The following is a 21,737-nucleotide window of genomic DNA, read 5'->3' as shown; positions in this document are numbered from 1 at the left end:
GCTTTGCCAGAAACTTCTATAACACGGCCTGGCGCTGACATTTTTATGCCGGCCTCTACGTGGCGCCATTTCTGATCATGCTGGCGGTGACCGGGCTCCTGATGCTGTGGTCATCGGTCTTGGTGGGTCGTGATGAAGAAAAGCTCTATTCCGTTCAGCCCAGTGCGCAAACCGTGGCTGTTGCTCAGCAGGCAACCTCTGCCCTGTCTGCGGTCTCGAACGGGACATTGGTACAATACATCGCGCCGCGGACCGTAACAGAGCCGGCGGTCTTCCGCGTCAAGGCAGGGGATGCCGCAACCATGGTTGCCGTTGATCCTTCCAATGCGACGGTGCTCGGGAGCTGGGAGCGCCGTAACGCCCTCTATGACCTCGCCGACACCATTCACGGAACGCTGCTGATCGGGACTGTCGGCGATCGCCTGATCGAGATTGCCGCGGGCTTTGCAGTCATGCTCATTGTGACGGGTGTCTACATGTGGTGGCCCCGCGACGGGCGCAGTTTTGCCTCATCACTGGTGCCGACCATCAACGGCAAGAGCCGTCAGGTCTGGAAGTCGCTGCACCAGACGATTGGTGTCTATGCATCGATCATCCTGCTTGCCTTCCTGCTCTCCGGCCTCACCTGGGCGGGCATCTGGGGCGAGAAGATGACACAGGCCTGGAGCACCTTTCCGGCCGCCAAGTGGGACAATGTACCTCTCTCGGACGCCAACCATGCCAGCATGAATCATGACGGCGTGAAGAATGTGCCCTGGACGCTGGAACAGACGCCGATGCCGGCCTCCGGATCGAATGCGGGCATTCAGGGTGTTGCAGCAGGCGAACCGGTCGATGTGGATACGATTGTGGCGCTGGCACGAACACTTGGATTCAACGGGCGCTTCCAACTATCATTCCCGAGCGGTGAGACGGGTGTATGGACTCTTGCGCGCGATACGATGAGCAATGACAGCGCCGATCCGATGTCGGATCGCACGGTGCATATCGACCGCTATACCGGCAAGATCCTCGCCGACGTCAAGTTCGCTGATTACGGCGTGGCCGGCAAGGCGATGGCCGTCGGTATCGCCTTGCATGAAGGCGATATGGGCCTCCGGAATATTGCCCTCAACACCCTTTTTTGTCTGTCTGTCATCTTCATGTCGGTCAGCGGCATCTTCATGTGGTGGAAGCGCAGGCCATCCGGCGCCGGACGGCTCGTGGCCCCCGTCACCGCAGACAAAATGCCGCTCTGGAAGACAGGCGCAATCATCATGCTCGGTCTTTGCCTGCTCTTTCCATTGAGCGGGGCCGTGCTGATTGCGGTGATCCTTCTCGATCTCTTCGTCTTGCGCCACGTCAAGCCGTTCAAGCGTGCCATCAGCTGACTTTCAACCTTTCCACGGGCGGCAACGGCGCGCCGTTGCCGCCCACAACCCCAAGGTAAAATCGTGACCAAAAAACTATTCCTCTCTACCCTTGCCGCCCTTCTGACGATGGCAGCATCCGCCTTCGCCGACATCACCGTGACCGATGTCAAAGGCAGAACGGTGACGGTTCCGAAGGTCCCGGAACGGGTCGTTCTTGGCTTCTATTACGAGGACTACCTCGCGATCGCCGGTCCTGGCGCACTCGACAAGGTGGTGGCGCTCTCGCTTTCGACGTGGAAGGACTGGAGACCGAACCAGTTCGCGCTTTATGAGAAGGCACTTCCCAGGCTTTCATTGATCCCGGATGTCGGCAACACCGAAGACAACACCTTTTCCATCGAAAAGGTCATTGCCGCCAAGCCTGACCTGCTGATCCTCGCAGCCTGGTCCTACGAGGCGCTTGCGAAGGCATCAAGCAGATCGAGGCCGCAGGCATTCCAATCGTCGTCCTCGACTACAACGCCCAGACAGTCGAAAAGCATGTGGCCTCCACCCTGGCACTTGGCAAACTGATGGGCACTGAAGAGCGTGCACAGGCGCTGGTCAAGAACTATCAGGATGCAATCACCGACATCGACACACGCATCAAGGCGGCTGGACCAACCACGAAGAAGGTCTATGTCGAACTTGCCCAGAAGGGACCGGCGGAAGTCGGCAACTCCTATGGCAACAGCATGTGGGGCGCCCTGATCGGCAGCCTCGGCGGCGCCAATATCGCCAAGGGCCAGATCGGCAACTGGGGACCGCTGAGCCCCGAATATGTGCTTGCCCAGAAACCCGACCTGATTTTCCTCGCAGGTTCGGAATGGCTGAACAAGCCGCAATCGGTCGCCGTCGGTTTCGGCGCAGACCCGGCCGTGACGCGTGAGCGCATGAAGGCCTACATGCAGCGTCCGGGCTGGTCGGAACTTCCCGCTGTCAAGAATGGCGACGTCTTCGCCATCTATCACGGTGGAGCACGCACGCTGTCCGACTATGTCTATGCGCAGTTCATCGCCAAGCAGCTCTATCCTGCCGCCCCCAAGGACGTCGATCCGGCCAAAAACATAGCGGACTACTATGCAAAATGGCTGCCGATCAAGGCTGACGGCGTCTTCGTCCTCCCCTACAAGGCCGGGGCACAATGACCTCCCATACCCGGGACACCGAGATCATGCACGGCGGCTACCGCCGTGCATCCATCCGTCGCGCCTTGGCTCTCCTGTTTTCCCTCGGTGTGCTCATTCTGCTGATGGTTCTTGATCTCACGACAGGGCCATCCGGCATGCCGCTTGGCGATGTCTGGCATGGACTGCTCAATGGCCCATCCGGCTCGGACCGGATGGTGGCGACGATCCTGTGGCAATTACGCATGCCGCAGACCCTGATGGGAGCCCTTGTCGGCGCCTGCCTCGGTCTTGCGGGCCTGCAGATGCAGACGATTCTCAACAATCCGCTGGCAAGCCCCTTTACGCTGGGTTTTTCCGCCGCCGCCGGTTTTGGCGCAGCACTCCCCATCATGTTCGGGTCGCTTGTCCCCCTGCCCGCCTATCTCACCATTCCCATCAGCGCCTTCGCCATGACGCTGGTTGCCTGTGGGCTCATCTATGTGATTGCCCGCCTTCGGGGTGCGACGCCCGAAATCCTCGTACTCGGCGGCATTGCCGTTCTCTTCTTTTTCCAATCGCTGCAATCGCTGCTGCAGTTTCTGGCATCGCCGGAAGTTCTCCAGCAGATCGTATTCTGGCTGTTTGGCAGCCTTTTGAAATCCACCTGGACCAGCGTTACGGCGACCACGGTGATCGCACTCGCCTGCCTTCCCTTCATCGCACGCCGGACCTGGGCGCTGACAACACTTCGCCTAGGGGACGCCAATGCGAGAAGCCTCGGACTTTCGGTCGAGAAACTTCGACGGGAAACCTTCCTGATCGTCGCCCTTCTGACGGCGGGCGCCGTGTCCTTCGTAGGCACCATCGGCTTTATCGGGCTGATTGCGCCGCATGTTGCCCGCAGCCTTGTGGGGGAGGACCATCGCTTCTCTCTTCCGCTTGCCGCCATGGCTGGCGCCATCATCCTGATCGCTGCCTCCGTATTCGGAAAGCTGATTTCGCCGGGTGCCGTCATTCCTGTCGGCATCATCACCGCCGTTGCCGGCGTTCCCATGCTGTTTGCGGTGATCATCCGCCGCGGCAAGCGAGGTGTCGCATGACGGGGCGTCTTGTCCTCCGCGACGTGAGCGTCGTCGCTGGAAAGAAACCCATCTTGTTGGATGTGACCGTGGCACTACCGGCCGGCCAGATCGTTGCACTGATTGGTCCCAACGGCGCCGGGAAGTCGACGCTTCTCGGCGCCATCTCGGGCGTTGTTTCATCCACCGGAAGCGTGCTCTGGAATGCGCAGGTCGTCAGCGTTCACGATCTCGGCTATATGCCACAGCACTGCCAGGTCACCGCGGATCTGACGGTGCTCGAAGTAATCCTTCTGGGCCGTCACGAACAACTGGGCTGGCGTGTCGACCCAAGTATCGTCGAGGCGAGTGCGCGCATTCTTTCCCAATTCGGTATTGCCGATCTGGCGGAGCGAAAGGTCTCGACCTTGTCGGGCGGGCAGCAGCAACTGGCGCTATTGGCGCAACGACTCTTGCGCAAGCCGCCGCTTCTCTTGCTGGACGAAGCCACCAGCGCCTTGGACATGCGCCATCAGATTCATGTGCTGAAGGTTGTGAAAGACTATGTCGCCAGAACGCAGGCGCTGGTTCTCATTGCCATTCACGATCTGAACTTCGCTGCAAGGCACTGCGATTCAATGATGCTGCTCGCGGATGGAAAACTGAGAGGCCACGGCTGTTTCGCCGATATCGTGACGCCGGACGCCCTGCGAACCTACTACGGTATCGAGGCGGAGTTTCTCACAACACAATCGGGGGTGACTGTCATCGTCCCCACGGCTTCTCACCACACAACAGCACGTCATTCTCACGAGGAGGAAACAATATGAAACATCTGAAGGCAAAACTGTTGGCGATCGCGATTGCCACCATCGCGACTGTGTCTCCCGCTCTCGCCCATGGCTTCAAGGTCGGCGATATCGAAATCGGCCATCCTTACGCCCGCGCTATGCTGCCCGGTGCCAAAGTCGGGGGCGGTTATCTCACACTCACCAACGAGGGTTCTACCGATGATCGACTGGTCAGCGCCTCGTCAGACCGTACCGGATCCGTCCAGCTGCACGAGATGAAAATCGACGGCGGCATTATGGTCATGCGTGAGCTTCAAGGAGGTATTCCCGTCCCCAAAGGCACGACCGTCGAACTGAAGCCCGGCAGTTACCATGTCATGTTCATGAATGTCACTCAGCCCTTCAAGGAAGGCGAGACCATCAAGGCGATCCTGACATTTGAAAAGGCCGGACCGGTCAATGTGGAGTTTGCGGTAGGTCCGCCGGCTGGCGGGGCACCGGACATGAAGCACGGCGATCACGCAAAGCATGGTGATCACGCCACGATGCCGATGGCGCCGCAATCCACAGATCCCCAAGAGGCTATCCCTGCGAAGATGAGGGCGATTTTTGAAACGGCCGATAAGCCATTGACCGTATCACCTGTCGTCGTCCAAGGCGACTGGGCGATTGCCGGCTGGACCCAGGAAGGCCGCGGCGGTCGTGCGCTTCTCAAAAAGAAGAGCGATGGCTGGAGCATTCATCTGTGCAGCGGCGATGGGCTGAAGCAGGCCGATGCCCTGAAAACGATGGGGCTTTCCTCTGCCGATGCGACGGCTCTGGCAAGCAAGCTCGCGGAGGCGGAAGCCAATGTCGATGCCAAGACGCTGGCGCTGTTTGCCAGCTTTGAAGGGACCGTCATGGTGGAAGGCATCGAGGATCATGGTGGACACGACGCGCACGTTGGACATGGTGCTCACAAGGATCATGGCAAGTAGCATCCGAAGTAGATGTGAGTCCGATCAGGCGGACCAAGAAGACCACAGCTTGGTCCGCCCACTCGCCCAGCCCGCACCAATCAGTGAACAATCTGGCTGAGGAAGCTTCTTGTCCGCTCATGGGTTGGGGCGTCGAAGAAGGCATCGGGTGCACTGCTTTCGACGATGGCGCCCCTATCCATGAACACGACACGGTCAGCCACGCGCCGGGCAAAACCCATCTCATGGGTGACGACGATCATGGTCATGCCGTCCTCGGCCAAGGCAACCATTGTCTCCAGGACCTCTTTCACCATTTCCGGATCAAGCGCGGATGTCGGCTCATCGAAGAGCATGATCTTCGGCGCCATGCACAAGGCGCGTGCGATCGCGACACGCTGCTGCTGGCCACCCGAAAGCTGACCGGGATACTTCAGCGCCTGCTCTGGAATCCGCACCCGTTCCAACAATTCCATGCCGCGGTCTTCGGCGAGCTTTCTCGGTGTCCCGCGAGACAGAATCTGCGGCAGCGCGCAGTTCTCCAGAACAGTCAGATGCGGAAACAGGTTGAAGTGCTGGAACACCATCCCGACATCGCGACGGATCGCATCGATGTTCTTCAGACTGTCGTTCAAGGTCACACCATTGACGACGATCTCGCCCTTCTGGTGCTCTTCCAAATGATTGACGCACCGGATGAGCGTCGATTTGCCGGAACCGGACGGTCCGCAGATGACTATACGCTCGCCCGGCTTGACCGACAGGGTCACATTACGCAGCGCATGGTAGGTGCCGTACCACTTGTCGAGATTGCGGATCGCGATGGCAGACGGTTCATGGTTCGACGGCTGTTGAGCGGACATCATCGGTAATCCTTTGCTTTGACACGCAGCTCAAGCCAGCGGGCGTAATAGGAGATGGCAACGCAGAGCGCGAAATAGATGAGGCCGACGAAGAGATAGGCTTCCCGATAGGGTGCGGGCCAGACGGGATCCATGGCCGCCGATCGGCCGGCGCTCAGCATGTCGAACACACCGACGATCATCACCAGGCTGGTGTTCTTGACCATGACAATCGCCGTATTGGTCAGGGGCGGGATAACCTTCTGGATCGCCTGCGGCATGACGATATGCTGGATTGCCTTCCAATGGGGAATGCCGAGCGCCTTGGCCGCCTCGATTTGGCCGGAAGGGATGGCTTGCAGTCCGCCGCGAATGACTTCGGCAAGATAGGCCGCCGCAAAGACCGTCAGTGCCGCCAAGGTGCGTCCGAGCTTGTCGATCGTCCAAGTTGGCGGCAGGAGCAGCGGAAGCAGGATCGAGGCGACAAACAGCAGCCCGACAAGCGGAAGCCCGCGGATCGTCTCAATCAGCCCGATGGACAGGACCCTCGGGATCGGCAGGGACGAACGCCGCCCGAGCGCCAGGAAGACGGCGAAGGGAAAGCCGCATCCGAGCGACAGCAGGGCGAGCAGGAGGGTGACCGGTAATCCACCCCATTGCGATGTTGGAACGAACGGCAAGCCAGTAAAGCCGCCCCACATCAGGCTGAGCATCACGGCCACGGCCACCAGCCATGCGATGACGAGCTTTCGTCCCCACAGCGCCGGCGACAACGACACCAGAACCATCGCGATCATGAGACCCATCATCATCATTGGACGCCATTGTTCGTCCGATGGATAGAGACCGAACAGGATGAAGCGAAGCTTGGCACCGATGAAGGCCCAGCACGCTCCGCCGTCTCGGCAAGCCGCAGGATCCGATGTTGTCCAGGTGGCGTCCACAAGACCCCATTGGAAGGCCGGCATCAGTGCCAGGATCGTCATCAGCGCGCCGGATGTGAGAGCGGCACTCAGGACATCGCCAAACAGCATCTTGAGGAGTGGCGTCCGCTTGATCGGCGGCGCTTGGCGGGCCGGCAGTATGTCGGCAGCCACATGACCGTGGGAAAGGGAAAGACTTGTCATCGCGTCACCAGTGCCACATGGGCATTGTACCAATTCATGAACATCGACACTGCGATGCTGATTGTGAGAAAGACGGCCAGAAGGATGGAAATGCTCTCTATGGCCTGGCCCGTCTGGTTGATGACCGTCCCGACCACAAGGCCCAGTTCCGGATATCCGACGGCCAGCGCCAGGGTCGTGTTTTTGACCGTCGACAGATACTGGGACGTCATCGGAGGAACGATGATTCGCAACGCCTGTGGAATGATGATGCGGAACATCACGTGCCGTTCGGAGAGCCCAAGCGCGCGTCCGGCTTCCCATTGACCGCGCGATACCGCTTCAATGCCACCGCGGATGACTTCGCTGATGAAGACCGAGGTGTAGAGAACGAGACCAAGCATAAGGGCGGCAAATTCCGGCGACAGGCGCAGTCCTCCGACGAAATTGAAGCCCTTTAGTTCCGGGAAGCTGACCGACGGACGGATGAGCACAACAGCAGCTGTCAGCAGACCGGCAAGCAGGATCCATTTGCCCATCGACCAGACGGATTTCGGCGCCAAGCGACAAATGATGACGGCGGCGATGAGCACGGCAAGGCAGACAGCGGCGAAAGGACCGGCCTGCGGCCCAAGCGAGATCGCCGGAAGATAGAGGCCCCTGAGCGAGAGGTAGAAGCCGGGCAGCGGGTTGAAGGCAAGACGCGGCGCCGGCAGCAAGGTCGTGGCCAGCGCATACCAGAAGAGGAGTTGCACGATGAGCGGCATGTTGCGGATGACACCGACAAACAAGGCCGCCATCTTCGCCGCCAAGGGATTGTTCGACAGCCGGACGAGAGCGATCAGCAGGCCGACAAATGTGGAGATGATGATCGCGGTCAGCGAGATGACGGCAGTGTTGGTCACGCCGATCACGTAGGCCCAACCGAAGGTATCGGAAGGATCATAGGACAGGACACTTTCCGAAATCGGAAAGTTCGCCTGCCGGCTCAGATAGTCGAAACCGACCCGGATGCCTCGAGCGGCCAGATTGGCCGCCGTATTGGACCAAAGCCAGAAAAGAAGACCGGCAAAGCCTGCAAACAGCAAGACCTGAAGCGCATTGCCTCGAATGCGACGATTGTCCCAGAGCGCGAAGAGCATGCCGGCCTCCGTGTGCTTACTGGAATGCCAGCGGGAACATCAGCCCGCCATCGGAGAAGAGACGGTTGGCGCCGCGCTCCAGCTTCAGAGGGCTATTCTTGCCGACATTGCGATCAAACATTTCGCCGTAATTGCCGAGTTGCGCGATGATGTTGGCGGCAAACTTCTCGTCCAGGCCAAGTGCCGAACCGTTTCCAGGTTCAACGCCGAGGAAGCGCTTGAGGCGGGGGTCTTCGGACGTCTGCATTTCGGTGACATTGGCTTGGGTGACGCCCAGTTGCTCGCCGGCAATCAAGGCCTGGATCGACCAGTTGACGATATCGAGCCATTGATCATCGCCATGGCGAACGGCAGGCGTCAGCGCATCCATGAACCGGGTGGCGGGAAAGATGATGTAATCGTCGGGATTCTTGGCGGATGTCGCGCGGATGGAAGCGAGAGCCGCGGCGTCAGTGATGAGGGCATCGCAACGTCCGGAGAAGAATGCCTGGCTGACGGCGGAGCTGTTTTCAAACACGACCGGCTTCAGCCCGAGATTATGTTCCTTGGACACATCATTGGCGACCACCTCGGTGGTGGAACCCGTCTGCACACAGACCGACGCGCCGGACATGTCCTCCACTTTCGTCACCCCGAGCGCCTTCGGCATCATGAAGCCGGTGAACTCGTAATAGTTCGGCGTCGTGAAGTTCAAACCGTTAGCGTCGCGGCGCAAGGTCCAGGTGAATGTGCGCGGCAGGATGTCGATTTCCCCGGTCTGCAGGGCCGGCACGCGCTGCTGGCCGCTCAGCGGAACGAACTCCACCTTGTCCTTGTCATTGAAGATCGCGACCGCCACGGCCCGGCAGGTCTCCACGTCGAGACCACGCCAGTAGCCCTTCTCATCGGGCGCGCCAAAGCCAACGGTGCCCTGACTTGAGGCGCATTTCAGAAAACCGCGCGCCTTAACGGCGTCAAGCGTTGGTCCTGCGACTGCCGGCGACAGGCCAGCAGACAGCATGCTCGTAAGCAAAAAGCCTACTCCAAGAAGTTTCGAACGCATGTTGTTCCCCTTTTTTGTTGAAGTGCGTTTTTTCGAAGATGGTCAGCTTGCGCGCACCAGTTTCGCCTGCCCCGTCCGACGGAGAATCTCGGCAAAAAATGCCTCCATGTCAGCCTGGAGGTCGGCGGGGTCCTCCAGCCCAACACTGATGCGCAGCACGAGATCGTCTTGCTTCCATTCGGTGGCCGTGCGGTTCTGGCGGACCGGCATGGGGGCGATGAGGCTTCGGGTTCCACCCCAGGAGGCGCCGATGGCAATCGTCTTCAGGACGTCGAGGGCTGCGGCGGCGTGAGGTACCGCGTCCGATACCAGGACAACGCTGAATACGCCGCTCGTCCCTAGGAAGTCCCGCTTCCAGATCTCGTGCCCCTGGGTACCCGGCAAGGTCGGAAACAGGACACGCTCGACCAGAGGATGACGCTCGATCCACTCGATCAGTACCAGTGCAACATCTGCGGCATGCTTGAGACGGATGCCAAGCGTTTCCATGCCGCGCAGCACAAGCGATGCATCATCCGGAGACACGCCAATCCCGAAGCGCCCGAGCGTTGCGCGAATCGGTGTGATGAGGTCGTCTGACCGCACGGTGATCGAACCCATCAGTAGATCGGAGTGGCCGGAAACATATTTCGTCAAGGCTTCCGTAACGATATCGGCTCCGAGCGCCAGCGGCTTGTAGTTGAGCGGTGTCGCCCAGGTATTGTCGCAGCCGACAAGCGCGCCGTGTCGATGGGCGACATCGGCAATAGCCGGAAGATCCTGGATCTCCATCGTCGTTGAACCCGGGGATTCACACCAGACGAGCTTTGTGCGGTCATCGATCTTTGTTGTCAGGTCCTCGATCGAAACCGGATCGTAATAGGCAACCTCGACGCCGAAACGCGCCAGATCCTGGTTGGCAAAGTCGCGCATGGGCGGATAGGCGGTATCCGCGATCAGGATCTTGTCGCCGCTCTTCAAGAACGGAAGCGCTGCAATCGCATTCGCCGCCTGCCCTGATGGCACCAGAAATGTGCGAAGACCCTGCTCAAGCGCCGTCAGTTTGGCTTCGAGCGTGCGGGTCGTCGGCGTGCCGTAAAGCCCATAGGTATACCCATCATGGCCCCTCTGACCGCGGGTGGCATAGGCTTCTGCATTCTTGAAGACGATGGTGGATGCCCGGTGCGTGGCAACACCAAGGGCTTCAAACCCGTCAACATTGACGTCCGGTGTGACAACACATTGAGTAAAGTCTTTCATTCCGTTTCATCCTGAGCAATTTCGTGAGCGGATTAAAACATCGGCATATCAATTCCGTCCAATATCATTATCCTGCTACTTTATTCTCGTGGGTTATGAGGTGTCGAATGAATATTCGTCAGGTCGAGGTGTTCCATGCCGTGATGACTAACAGCACAGCCTCTCGGGCTGCCGAGGTGCTGCGCATTTCCCAACCTGCTGTCAGCAAAGCGATCCAGGAACTCGAGCGCGATATCGGATTTGCCCTGTTCCGGCGCGAACGCGGTCGCATGTATCCGACCGCCGAAGCGAACATCTTCTTCAAGGAAGTGGAGAGTTCGTTTTCCGGGCTCACACGGCTCAAAAGTGCCGCAGCGAGAATCCGTGATTTCGGATCAGGCGAAATCAAAGTGGCAAGCCTATCTGCGCTGAGCACCAATATTTTGCCACGCGCTTTGCGCGGTTTTCAGGCGCGGCATCCAAATGTCGCCATTTCGTTTCAGGCGCAACTGTCCTCTACTGTGAAAGATCTAGTAGCGTCCGGCCAGGTCGATGTCGGGCTGGCAGCCGACGAGATCGAGACCGAAGGCGTCGATGTTCGGCCCTTCGCGCGCTATCGTGCCGCCATCGCCGTTCCAGCAGGGCATCGCCTGGAGCAGGCCACTGAGTTGACGCCAGAGGATCTCGACGGAGAAGCCTTCATTGCCCTTTCCCCTGAAGACACGACGCGACGAGCCGCTGAAGCTATCTTTCGCGACCGCGCAACCAAGCTGAAGGTCGTGTTGGAAACGCCGTATTCGACCACCATCTGCGCCATGGTTCAGGCAGGGCTCGGAGTCGGCCTCGTCAACCCCATGACGGCCGAACCCTATGTGGGGCGTGGCCTGACGATCATCCCATTCAAACCGGCGATCTATTTCCGCACCCTGCTGGTACTGCCGCCGAACCGCTATCCTTCGCGCATCGTTGCCGACTTTGTCGATGAGGTGATGAAGCTGTCGATATTTCAATGATTGGCGCTAGCGCTGCTAATTTGATGGCTTTGATACAATCAGGACTATCGTCTTCGCCATAAAAGTGGCCGTGACAGCGATGACGGCACAGAGGCTTCACTCGGCCTTACACTGGCAAGGCTTCTGACTGACCTTGCCCTGATGTTGCGAAGCTGCTGAACCAGAGTGTCGAAAACATCAAGGTCAGCATCTATCGCACGCCAGGGCCGGAAATTCTCTTCGCCAATCGCAATGACGACCACATCCATATGCCAATTGTCTTTCGGTTTGGACCGGTCCCGGCGTATACAGGTGGCAAATTAGCGACCAAAGCGATTGATCGCAGTCGCGCAGTTTTCCAGCTGCTGATGATATTCTGCTGGGCAATCAAGTCTTCAAGATCGGCTGTACTCAGGGCAGAGAGTTTATATGCCCGGACCGCTTATGCGACGATCTCGCACAGAAAAGAAAACTCCTTTAAACTATTGAAAAAGATCAGCAATTTCGTGGTGCATCGATAAAGCCAACCTGGCATCGAGCAACTTGGCAATACCGGTCTCATTACGCGTTCTCCCGGATCCTTCGACGTGGACCACTTCAAGTTAGTAAGCACCATTTGCTTTGAGGATCATCAAGCGCCCCTTACCATAGTGACAACGATTGACATCCATTATGTAACGTTATTACATATCAACAAAAATGTCGATGAGAAGGCAAATGAGAGTGGTAGCGGCTCCTAGTGGAACCATTGCCTCCTGTCGATTGACAGCAGGCCGCCATCATGTAGACATCGTCAGGTCAAGGTTCTTCCATCACTGGTGGAAGCTAAGAGGGAATCCGGTGCGACGCCGGAGCTGTCCCGCAACTGTAAACGGCGAGCCGTCCCCGAAAACGTCACTGACCTGAAAAGGTTGGGAAGACAGGGGAAGGCATAGACCCGTGAGCCAGGAGACCTGCCTGACAAGATAGAATTCCGCGGTCGGGGTCTGCCGCCGGAATGGCTCGTTCGCGTACCAAGGGGTTCGCGCGCGTCGTCATTTCGTTGCTAGCCTCGACCGCTCACGCGCGAGGCACGCAGTGACGACTAAGACAGGACCAGACGAGCGGCGCGCCGTTCTTCTCATCGCGAAATCCGCTTTTGCTGCGGCCCCTCACGCTGACATGGCACGCCTTACGGGCGTCATGGCCGAACACCGGCCTGATGCCGTCGTGCGTTACGCCTTCATCGAACAAGGCACTCCGTCTCTCAAGGAAGCGCTGCTGGCGCTGGTCGGCGAGGGCTGTTCCCATGTCAGCATTGCCCCGCTTGTTCTGCCCATGGAGCCCAGCTTTCCCACCTGGCTGCAAAAGGTGGTCCGCCGCTGGCGAAACGAGGACCACCGGCCATGGCCGGAGATAGCACTCACCGCTCACATCGCGGCAAGTCCGGCCATGGCAGCGCTGCTCGCCGATCTAGTCGCTTCAGCCAAACCCATCGAGCTTGCCGTTGATCAGAAATCCCTCGCCGAAGGTTCGCTTGTGCCGGACCAGAAACGCCGGGTCCTGGTCTGCCAGGGCGGTCCCTGCAATGGCGCAGGTGCCGACGCCATCTGGTGCCATCTGCGCAACGAGCAGCAGCGCCTGAAGCTGCGGACAACGGGCGAAGGCACCATGACCGCGAAATCCACCTGCCTCGGCCCCTGCAATCTTGCCCCTGTCGTCCAGGTCTTTCCCGAGGGCACCTATTACGGCGGCGTCACCGAGGCGGCCGTCGACCGCATCATCACCGAGCACCTGTTGGGCGGAACGGTCGTGGAGGATTTCGCCTATCACCCGACCGGACGCAAGCAGCGGCTGCGGCCGCTGCAAACACCAAGATTCCCGAATCCATAATCAACGAGACGAGAGGTCATTATGCCCATTCCGCTCCGCCAGCGCCTCAGCAGCGCGCTGATCGCCACCGCAGCCCTTGTGGCCGTCGCGTGGCCCGCAGCAGCGACTGAGCCTTTGCGCATCGGCGCAACCTTCATCACCAGTGGCGTTGACCCGGCCAAGGGATCAAATGGCTGGGCGCTCACCAGCCACGGGGTTGGCGAAAACCTGTTTACCGTCGACAGGCAAGGCAAACTTGTACCGGAACTGGCCGAAAAGGCCGAACGCACGGGCGACCTCACCTGGACGATCACCTTGAAGGCAGGGCGCGCATTCTCTGATGGCACGCCCGTGACAGCCGCAGCTTTGGCGGCCGGTTTCGAGCGCACCTTTGCCAACAACAAGGCAGCATTGGCGACAGGCGGGAAACTGACGTTTGCAGCAGCAGACGACCTCACCCTCAGGGTATCGACGGAAAAGCCGGTTCCTCTCATCCAGGCCCTGTTTGCCGAATGGCCGCTGATTGCCTACAAGCCGGCAGCCGAGGACGGCAAGACGATCTTTACCGGCCCCTACGAAATCGCGGATTTCAAGGTCGATGCGGCGATCGAATTGAAGCCGAATGCCCATTTTGAAGGGGCGGACCAGCGCAGACCGTTGACACTGAAACGGTTCGGCGATGCGCAAACCATGGCGCTGGCCTTTCAATCCGGGGAGTTGGATCTGGCCTTTGGTCTCCCCTCCGAAGTTGCCGCCCGACTGACGCGTGATCCGTCCCTGACAGTCAAATCCTTCGCGGTCGGGTACCAGTATTTTGCCTTTCTGAACACGACAAGGCCGGTGGTTCAGGACAAATCCGTGCGCCAGGCCATCGACCTCGCCTTCGATCGCAAGGAACTGGCCGCTGCCATCAATGGCGGAACACCGGCAACCGGCGCCTATGCTCCTTATTTTCCGTTTGCCGGCAGCCAAGCCCGGCCGACAGATGCTGCCAGGGCTGCCGCGATCCTGGATACTGCGGGCTGGACAAAGGGCACCGACGGCATGCGTACCAAGGACGGCAAGGCTCTGAAGCTTCTCGCGATCACCTATCCGCAACGGCCGGATCTGGTCACCATGCTGCCGGTCGTCAAGGCACAGCTTTCCCGGATCGGCATCGGGCTCGACACACAGATCGTGGACAATATTGCAGAGGCGGCGGCCAGCGGCAATTTCGACATCGCGCTCTGGGCCCAACACACCGCCCCCAGCGGCGATCCGGCCTTTTTCCTGAACTCGATGCTGCGAAGCGGTGCCTCGCTCAACTATACCAAATATGCATCGCCGGAATTCGACGCCATCATCGACCGCTTCGCCACCACCGGCGACCCCGCCGAACGCATCCAGATTGCATTGGACGCCCAAGCGAAGCTGTTTGACGACGTGCCCGTTTCCTTCCTCGTCTCGCCGGTCTGGTATGTCGGCGTCTCCGACAGACTGAAGGGTTACGAGCCCTGGGGATCGGACTATCACGTCCTGCGCGCCGATATCGGCGAGAGCAAGTGAAGCCATGAAGAAGCTGGCATCATGGGGATTGCAGACAGCGCTCGGCCTGCTTGTCGTGTCTTTCGCAGCCTTTGCGATTATCACCCTGATGCCAGCCGACCCGGTCGAGATTGCTATTCGCACCTGGAACCTGCCTGCAACCGACGAGACAGTGGCTGCCTTACGCCAGGACTGGGGTCTCGACCGGCCTCTGATTTCCCGCTATCTCATATGGGGCTGGGACTTTTTGCACGGCGATTGGGGACGATCCTTCCGCACGGGTGAACCCGTCCGTACCGAGTTCCTCCACCGTTTGCCCCTGTCGCTCAGCATTGGCATTGCCGGGCTCTGCCTTGCCCTGTTGTTGGCCCTGCCGCTCGGATTTGCTGCGGCTCTGAAGCCCGGCGGCGTGGCGGATCGCTTCAGTCGGGTGTTGTCCGTGTTCACGCAATCCACGCCAGTGTTTGCGACCGGGCTCGTGCTGATCTGGGTCTTCGGCGTGCAACTGCGGTGGATACGACCGTTCGCCAATGACGGTGCGTCACTGGTGCTGGCTATCGCGCTCGTTGCCCTACATTCCACTGCAGTTCTGGCGCGAGTTTATCGCCAGGGTCTGCAGGAAGCCGCAACACAGCCCTGGTTCGTCACTGCTCGTGCCAAAGGTTTGTCCGAAACACAAGCACTGTGGCGTCATGCCCATCCGAGCGCATTGTATGCGGTTCTTGCCGCCGTGCATTCCGAAGCCGGCTGGGTAATCGGCAGCGCCGCCGCCATGGAAATCCTGTTTGGCCTTCCGGGGATCAGCCAATTCCTGGTTCAGAGTATCTCGATGCGCGATCAGATGGTGTTGCAGGCCTATGTCATGGTCATCGCACTTTGGATGGTGAGCATCGATTGCCTGGCACGGCTGATGATGCTGCGGCTGGAGCCACGCCTGCCATGAACCGCGCTGTGCTTCCGCTCCTGCTGCTTGCCCTTCTATTCGCCGGTGGCTTCTGGCAACCGCATGATCCGGACGCGGTTGATATCCTCAACCGTCACGCCGGACCAAGCATCCCACACCTCCTCGGAACGGATCATCTGGGCCGCGACCTCTTGTCCCGGCTGATGGTCGGCGGGTTCCGGACGGCTATCGTAATCCTTGCCGTCGGGGCGATCGGCCTGGTGGGCGGCTCTCTGCTTGGAACCCTCGCCGCCCTTCTCGGCGGCTGGCGGGAGGTCGCAATCCTGAAGGCAAGCCAAGTATTCATCATGGTGCCGACCTTGATCGTCGCGCTGACGGCAGCAGCCATCTTCGGGCTATCGCCCTTGAGCGCCGGCATGGCGCTGGGCCTTGCGGCCATCGGACCGCTGACTGTGTTCACGCATGCCTTGACGCGACGCGTCCTGTCGCAACCCTTCATGCTGGGAGCCGAGGCACTTGGCGTGCGCTCCAGCGGCAAGCTCTTTCGTCATCTCTTGCCAAACACGCTGCCATCGATCCTGACTTATGTCGGCAACCAGTCCGGCTCTGCCGCCATTGCTTATGCCTCGCTCGCCTTTATCGGTCTTGGCGCCGATCCTTCGCTCCCCGATTGGGGTGGAATGCTCTTTGAATACCGCATATTCATCTTCGACAATCCGATGCTGGTTTTATGGCCAACGCTGACGCTCGCAGGCACTGTCTTTCTTTTCAATCGAGCCTGTGACCGATGAGACCTGCGACTGCGTGTGAAGATCGCTCTGGTCGACTTGGCGGATACGCTTGATCTTCATTCGCAGCGCTGGCCGTACTCTTGGATTACCGCCGGAAAGTCTTTGGCAATATCAGCCAGCGTCACCCCGGCAAACCGGGTGAGCAGCAGTTGCTCGGCTTCTGCGAATACATCTTTCAACGTGGCATTCACCGCCTGCTCAATCAGGCAACCTGGCATGTCATAGGCCGGGCCGACGGCAAAGACGGACGGTTCCCCCACAGCGCGATAGATATCGAGCAATGTCAGATCATCCAGTGGTTTTGCCAGCGTCCAGCCGCCGCCATGGCCCTTTTCGGAATGGACAAACCCCTGTTCACGCAAGCCTGCCATGGTGCGTCGAATGACGACTGGGTTTGCATTCAGCATGGCAGCGATCATGTCCGACGTCATGGGTCCGTCATGATGACCCATATGGATCATCACATGCAGCATTCTGGATAGCCGGCTGTCGTGCCGCATTCGATCATCTCCGTTCAGCATCAAGGCCAAACCATAGGTTCATTATTTGCTTGATACCATGCAAACCGCCTCATGTCACATTTGAGGTATCATGAGCATTGACTCCTTTTCATCTCGCAACTTATGTTGTGTCGAGATTTTGAGGAGCATGTCATGGCCGATCCCATTTACGACGTCATCATCATCGGCGGCAGCTATGCCGGCCAATCCGCCGCCCTCCAGCTCGCCCGTGCCCGCCGCTCGGTCCTGATCATTGATGAGGGCGAGCGTCGCAATCGTTTTGCCAGCCATTCCCACGGTTTCCTGACGCAGGATGGGGTGGATCCCGCCCGCATCGCGGCGGATGCGCGGGCCCAGGTGATGCAGTACCAGACGGTCGGATGGCTGTCCGGTCGGGCGGAGCGTGCAGCGCGAATCGAAATGAATGACGCATCAGGCGCGGGTTTCGAAGTCTTTGCCAATGGCCAGCGGCACATCTCCCGCCGCTTGCTCCTGGCGACCGGCGTGAAAGATATTCTGCCCGCCATGCCAGGCCTTGCGGAACGCTGGGGTAAGTCTGTCTTCCACTGCCCCTATTGTCATGGCTACGAACTGAACAAAGGCCAGATCGGCGTCATCGCCGGATCGGAGCTCTCGATGCATCACGCCCTGATGCTGCCCGATTGGGGCACCACGACGCTACTCCTCAACGACGCGTTCGAACCGACCGCGGAACAGCTTCAAAGCCTTGCCATGCGCGGCGTCAGCATCGAGCGCAGTCCCGTCGAAGCCATCAGCGGCCATGCCGACATCATGCTTGCCGATGGACGCACCTTGTCCTTTGCTGGCCTGTTTGCGCTGGCGCCCTTCGAGATGACCACTCCCATACCCTTGGAGCTTGGACTGGAATTCGAAGAAGGACCCATCGGATCGCCGATTAGGACGGACCCGATGAAGGAAACCAGCATGCCGGGCGTTTTCGCCTGTGGTGATGCCGCGAGGCCGATGGCATCCGTTGCTCTCGCGGTTGGCGATGGAAACCTTGCCGGCGCCGGACTGCACCGCTCGCTGTTGTTCGGCAAGATCTAGACAAAACTTCGTCTTTTGCGTTCCCGAACCTGACCGACTTGTTCCAAGTCGTCCTCGCCTTGAAAGGGTTCGAACCAGAAACCCGCAAAAAAGATGTCCAAGCTTCGATGATGCAATGTTTTTCCCACACAGCATTTCATGTCACTGACGTTCCCCATGACAACTCTGTACAGCGCGCTCATCAGCCCTCAGAGGGCAGGTAAACCCACCCCGCGTGTGAATCTCAGACGCACGCATCCAGCTTGCTCTCATCACTCCAACGTCGGCGACGTTCATCGCCGATGAATTTTCACGCGCATCGCAGGCCCCGGCTAAAACACATCGCTAACGTCGTCGTTTTAGCCGGGTCATAAACAGGCACGGTCATCTCCGACAGGCGGCCACAATCGAGCGGTTACTGTCAGATGCGGCTTGCCCATAGCGCTTCACTCCATCCATGCGAAAAATTGCACCATCAAACTCTGGCATCAAACATCTGGTTGTGGCTTGTTCCCTCGGCTTAACGGCGCATGCTCACCAGGAGTGCAGCCGCCCGGTTGGCGGCGTGCAAGGCATCGGGCATGGCTGAGCCTTGCAGAAGGCTGGCAGCAAGAACGCCGATAAATTCGTCACCTGCGCCATGGGTGCTGACGACATCGACCTTGAGTGCAGGCAGCGTGATCTCTTCGCCGTTGCGATCGACGCAGGCCACGCCTGCTCCACCGGCGGTTACCACGACGGCGGCATAGAACTTCGACAGGGAGCGTGCAGCACGACGTGCGTCATCAAGGGTTCGCACCTCGGCGCCGTCGCTCAGCACTTGCGCTTCGATGGCGTTGACGACCAGAATGTCGATCAGGGCGCTGAGTTCAGCAGAGAGGGGTCGGGCGGGGGCGGCGTTCAGCAGCACTCGACCTCCCACAGCCTTCATCGCAGCAGCGGCCAGCAGATTGGCCGCTTCGGCTACCTCGTTCTGCAGGACAAGGATATTGCCGGGGACCAAGAGGGACGCCGCCCTTTCGACATCTTCGGACGACAACAGGAGATTGCTGCCGGAGACAATGACGGCCCCGTAGTCTCCCTCATCATCGAAGATCGCAACGCTCATGCCAGACACCGCACCCGGCATGACACGCACATGCTGATGGTCCACCCCATGTCGCCGCAGATTGTTCACGAGCGCGCGACCAAATTCGTCGTCGGCAACGGCGCCGATCATGGCCGAACGCACACCGCGTTTTGCGGCAGACACCGCCTGGTTACCGCCCTTGCCGCCGCAGGCGGGGTGCCAGGAATGTCCGGTCACCGTCTCCCCCTTACGTGGTCGGCCTGGGCCATGGACGATGATGTCGTAATGAAGACTGCCGAAGACGACAACGGTCGGGGTCGACGGGATCATATCAGCCTCTTCTTCCGTTTCGATGCGACCGCGGCCATGGTTTTTTTGATGTTGCTTTCGGCCTCACCATAATTGCGTTGAGCAACCGCAACGAAGACCGCGTCGAGAATGTTCAACTGCGCGATCCGCGCCGCCGCGTTTTCACCCATCAGCGGCGAGCCCCGCGCCGTGGAACACAGCACGACATCAGCATTCTGCGCCAGGATCGACTCGTTGTAGTTCGTGATCGCAATGGTGTGTGCACCGTTACGCCTTGCAAGTTGCATGGCCTCGACGACAGCGATCGTATTGCCGGAATGCGAGAAGCCGACGGCCACATCACCCTTGCCAAGCAGGGCAGCCGACATCAGCATCAGATGGAAATCGTCATAGACATTTGTCCGCACGCCTATTCTCAGGAACTTGTGGGCGACGTCGCGGGCGATCTGTGCCGATCCGCCGACGCCATAGAGGTCCCGCTGGCCGGCCGCATGGATCAAGTCCGCCACGCGGTCGAATGCTTCGACGTCCAGAATGGCCAGCGTTTCCTCCAAGGCCTGGATGGAGGTTCGAAACACCTTCTGGATGATCTCCTGCGACGTATCGTCGGTCGATAGCTCCTGATGCATCTCAGCTGTGGGAAGCTGGTTGTAACGGGACAAGGCGGTACGGAACTCGCGATAGCCGGCAAATCCCAGCTTCTTCGTGATCTTCACCACCATGGCCTCGGATACGCCTGCCTGCGCAGCAATCTGCTTCAACGGCGTTTCCGCGCTGAACTCGCGCTGACCGACCACCGTTTCCACCACCTTCGTTTCCAGCGGCGTCAATAATGGCATGCGCATGCGGATGCGTGGGCCGACCGCCTTCAGATCAAGGCTATCACCATCCATATCCGTCACCTTCCTGAGTGAGAGGCAGGTCCCATGCCAAACCCTTCAAATCGAGCGGCGGCAACAGCTCGGATGCCCTCGGCAACACAGCCATCAGGAGCGTCCCAACATCAGGTTCTGCAGAATGGCCTGCGCCGATACCGCATCCTGCCGTTCCATGGCGTCATGCAGCCGGTTGTCTTGCTCCAGCCGGTCAACCACTTCCAACATCCGCTTCACAGTCCGGATATTGACGTCGCATTCCTGGACGGGATCAAGCCCGGTCATATCGGGGAAGGTATCGAAGTAGATCGCCCCCTCGTATCCATCCTTGCGGATCTGACGCAACAGTTCGATGGTCTGCACCGTATGCACCGCCCCGACCATCAACCCGTCATCACGCTTGGCATAGCCGTCGTTCAGGTGCACGCCGAGAAGACGGCTATGGCGGGCGATCAACGCGGCGGCGAAGGCCGGTTGTTCATCCGCGTAAAGGACATGCGCAAAGTCAAGCGTCACCCCCAGATTGGCAGCGCCGACATCCCTGATTGCCAGGAGGGTGGTCGCGCAATCCGGCATCAGACTGTACGATCTCGGCTCGTTCGGCTTATATTCGATCGAGATCAAACACTCCGGATCATGTTGACAAACTTCACGAATCCCATCGATTTCGTAATCCCATAGCCGCTGATAATCAGCCTGAAAGGCGTAATCGAAACCGTCCTGCCCGAGCCAAAGCGTCATCAGGTTCGAACCCGCTTCACGCGCAGCATCGATGCCGGCCTTGGTTAGATCAATGGCTTCTTGCCGCACCTGTCGATCAGGATGGGTGAACGCCCCCAGCTTGAAGGCCGGATTCGTGTAATAGCGCATGGCAAAACCGTTGATTGCCAGGCCTAGATCCTCGAGCTTCCGGGCCATCACCCTTGGCTTCTCAACAAGATGATCCGGAAAGTTCAGGTCCAGGTCTGTCAGCCCCTCCACCTTGGCGGCACGTGCCGCCATCTGCAGCACAGTCGGCTTCCCGTCCAGATGTGGCCATTCGCCCGCAGGTCGGGACGCAAAGGAATTCAGTCGGGTTGCGAAGCGAGGAGTGGACAACGGGTGAGACCTTCATCGATGTGGCTATCCACAGACATCACAAATCAGAAAATATTTGTAAAGCGCAATTTTCGTCAATGGAACCGAAGGCACTTCACCCTGCGGATGATTCCGGTACAGGA

Annotated in this window: 20 protein-coding genes, 1 pseudogene and 1 riboswitch; of the genes and pseudogenes, 12 read left to right on the top strand and 9 right to left on the bottom strand. The window is 59.3% G+C overall.

Going from position 1 to position 21,737, the window contains the following annotated elements; all coding sequences use genetic code 11:
• Positions 1 to 50: 50 nt before the first annotated feature.
• The 6 genes and pseudogenes from ASD54_RS03925 to ASD54_RS03905 all read left to right on the top strand — a co-directional run.
• Positions 51 to 1,370, top strand: a pseudogene (locus tag ASD54_RS03925) (PepSY domain-containing protein); the annotation flags it as partial.
• A gap of 63 nt (positions 1,371 to 1,433) precedes the next feature.
• Positions 1,434 to 1,925 carry a hypothetical protein gene (locus ASD54_RS27160; RefSeq protein WP_244484664.1) on the top strand — a complete coding sequence of 164 codons (492 nt, stop codon included), beginning with the start codon at positions 1,434 to 1,436 and terminating at the stop codon, positions 1,923 to 1,925.
• Positions 1,823 to 2,539, top strand: coding sequence for an ABC transporter substrate-binding protein (locus ASD54_RS27155; RefSeq protein WP_348272038.1), 717 nt, complete (start codon positions 1,823 to 1,825; stop codon positions 2,537 to 2,539). The genes ASD54_RS27160 and ASD54_RS27155 overlap by 103 nt, the downstream gene beginning before the upstream one ends.
• Entirely contained in the window at positions 2,536 to 3,600 is a 1,065-nt protein-coding gene (locus tag ASD54_RS03915; protein WP_082547058.1) for an iron ABC transporter permease, read from the top strand. The genes ASD54_RS27155 and ASD54_RS03915 overlap by 4 nt, the downstream gene beginning before the upstream one ends.
• Complete coding sequence (locus ASD54_RS03910; protein ID WP_062553323.1) at positions 3,597 to 4,388, top strand: ABC transporter ATP-binding protein; 792 nt, start codon at positions 3,597 to 3,599, stop codon at positions 4,386 to 4,388. Before ASD54_RS03915 ends, ASD54_RS03910 begins: the two co-directional genes overlap by 4 nt.
• Positions 4,385 to 5,326 carry a copper uptake system-associated protein gene (locus tag ASD54_RS03905; RefSeq protein WP_082547057.1) on the top strand — a complete coding sequence of 314 codons (942 nt, stop codon included), beginning with the start codon at positions 4,385 to 4,387 and terminating at the stop codon, positions 5,324 to 5,326. Before ASD54_RS03910 ends, ASD54_RS03905 begins: the two co-directional genes overlap by 4 nt.
• 80 nt (positions 5,327 to 5,406) lie before the next feature.
• Here ASD54_RS03905 and ASD54_RS03900 read toward each other — a convergent pair whose 3' ends face one another.
• From ASD54_RS03900 to ASD54_RS03880, 5 genes are read right to left on the bottom strand one after another with little or no spacing between them, the layout of a single operon-like run.
• Positions 5,407 to 6,168, bottom strand: a complete 762-nt coding sequence (locus ASD54_RS03900) for an amino acid ABC transporter ATP-binding protein (RefSeq protein ID WP_062553386.1) — start codon at positions 6,166 to 6,168, stop codon at positions 5,407 to 5,409.
• Complete coding sequence (locus ASD54_RS03895; protein ID WP_062553322.1) at positions 6,168 to 7,274, bottom strand: amino acid ABC transporter permease; 1,107 nt, start codon at positions 7,272 to 7,274, stop codon at positions 6,168 to 6,170. Before ASD54_RS03895 ends, ASD54_RS03900 begins: the two co-directional genes overlap by 1 nt.
• Complete coding sequence (locus ASD54_RS03890) at positions 7,271 to 8,395, bottom strand: ABC transporter permease subunit (protein WP_062553321.1); 1,125 nt, start codon at positions 8,393 to 8,395, stop codon at positions 7,271 to 7,273. The genes ASD54_RS03895 and ASD54_RS03890 overlap by 4 nt, the downstream gene beginning before the upstream one ends.
• A gap of 16 nt (positions 8,396 to 8,411) precedes the next feature.
• A complete protein-coding gene (locus ASD54_RS03885) occupies positions 8,412 to 9,437 on the bottom strand; it encodes an amino acid ABC transporter substrate-binding protein (RefSeq protein WP_062553320.1) in 1,026 nt (341 codons plus the stop codon).
• 42 nt (positions 9,438 to 9,479) lie between these two features.
• Positions 9,480 to 10,676: an aminotransferase class I/II-fold pyridoxal phosphate-dependent enzyme gene (locus ASD54_RS03880; protein ID WP_062553319.1), complete on the bottom strand. Its 1,197-nt coding sequence runs from the start codon at positions 10,674 to 10,676 to the stop codon at positions 9,480 to 9,482.
• A 107-nt stretch (positions 10,677 to 10,783) separates the two neighbouring features.
• Between ASD54_RS03880 and ASD54_RS03875 the strand changes: the two genes are divergently transcribed.
• The 5 genes from ASD54_RS03875 to ASD54_RS03855 all read left to right on the top strand — a co-directional run bounded on the left by ASD54_RS03875 (position 10,784) and on the right by ASD54_RS03855 (position 16,717).
• A complete protein-coding gene (locus tag ASD54_RS03875; RefSeq protein ID WP_062553318.1) occupies positions 10,784 to 11,668 on the top strand; it encodes a LysR substrate-binding domain-containing protein in 885 nt (294 codons plus the stop codon).
• Between the two features lie 763 nt (positions 11,669 to 12,431).
• Positions 12,432 to 12,623, top strand: a riboswitch (cobalamin riboswitch).
• Positions 12,624 to 12,724: 101 nt separating this feature from the next.
• Entirely contained in the window at positions 12,725 to 13,519 is a 795-nt protein-coding gene (locus tag ASD54_RS03870; protein WP_062553317.1) for a (2Fe-2S) ferredoxin domain-containing protein, read from the top strand.
• Positions 13,520 to 13,540: 21 nt separating this feature from the next.
• Complete coding sequence (locus ASD54_RS03865) at positions 13,541 to 15,043, top strand: ABC transporter substrate-binding protein (protein WP_062553316.1); 1,503 nt, start codon at positions 13,541 to 13,543, stop codon at positions 15,041 to 15,043.
• Between the two features lie 4 nt (positions 15,044 to 15,047).
• On the top strand, positions 15,048 to 15,965 hold the full coding sequence (locus tag ASD54_RS03860; protein ID WP_244484663.1) for an ABC transporter permease: 918 nt from the start codon (positions 15,048 to 15,050) through the stop codon (positions 15,963 to 15,965).
• A complete protein-coding gene (locus ASD54_RS03855; RefSeq protein ID WP_062553315.1) occupies positions 15,962 to 16,717 on the top strand; it encodes an ABC transporter permease in 756 nt (251 codons plus the stop codon). The genes ASD54_RS03860 and ASD54_RS03855 overlap by 4 nt, the downstream gene beginning before the upstream one ends.
• A 56-nt stretch (positions 16,718 to 16,773) precedes the next feature.
• Here ASD54_RS03855 and ASD54_RS03850 read toward each other — a convergent pair whose 3' ends face one another.
• Positions 16,774 to 17,217, bottom strand: coding sequence for an Rrf2 family transcriptional regulator (locus ASD54_RS03850; RefSeq protein ID WP_062553314.1), 444 nt, complete (start codon positions 17,215 to 17,217; stop codon positions 16,774 to 16,776).
• A gap of 153 nt (positions 17,218 to 17,370) precedes the next feature.
• Between ASD54_RS03850 and ASD54_RS03845 the strand changes: the two genes are divergently transcribed.
• Entirely contained in the window at positions 17,371 to 18,285 is a 915-nt protein-coding gene (locus tag ASD54_RS03845) for an NAD(P)/FAD-dependent oxidoreductase (protein ID WP_062553313.1), read from the top strand.
• Between the two features lie 499 nt (positions 18,286 to 18,784).
• Here ASD54_RS03845 and ASD54_RS03835 read toward each other — a convergent pair whose 3' ends face one another.
• The 3 genes from ASD54_RS03835 to ASD54_RS03825 all read right to left on the bottom strand — a co-directional run bounded on the left by ASD54_RS03835 (position 18,785) and on the right by ASD54_RS03825 (position 21,615).
• Entirely contained in the window at positions 18,785 to 19,663 is an 879-nt protein-coding gene (locus tag ASD54_RS03835) for a ribokinase (RefSeq protein ID WP_062553311.1), read from the bottom strand.
• Positions 19,660 to 20,535 (bottom strand): MurR/RpiR family transcriptional regulator, encoded by an 876-nt coding sequence (locus tag ASD54_RS03830; RefSeq protein ID WP_062553310.1) that lies wholly within the window; start codon positions 20,533 to 20,535, stop codon positions 19,660 to 19,662. The genes ASD54_RS03835 and ASD54_RS03830 overlap by 4 nt, the downstream gene beginning before the upstream one ends.
• A 93-nt stretch (positions 20,536 to 20,628) precedes the next feature.
• Entirely contained in the window at positions 20,629 to 21,615 is a 987-nt protein-coding gene (locus tag ASD54_RS03825; protein ID WP_062553309.1) for a TIM barrel protein, read from the bottom strand.
• Positions 21,616 to 21,737 lie beyond the last annotated feature (122 nt).

This window comes from Rhizobium sp. Root149 (genome assembly GCF_001427345.1).
Taxonomy (GTDB): Bacteria; Pseudomonadota; Alphaproteobacteria; order Rhizobiales; family Rhizobiaceae; genus Neorhizobium; species Neorhizobium rhizoryzae.
Note: the sequence above shows the minus strand (reverse complement) of the source record. Positions and strands in the feature narration are given on the sequence as shown.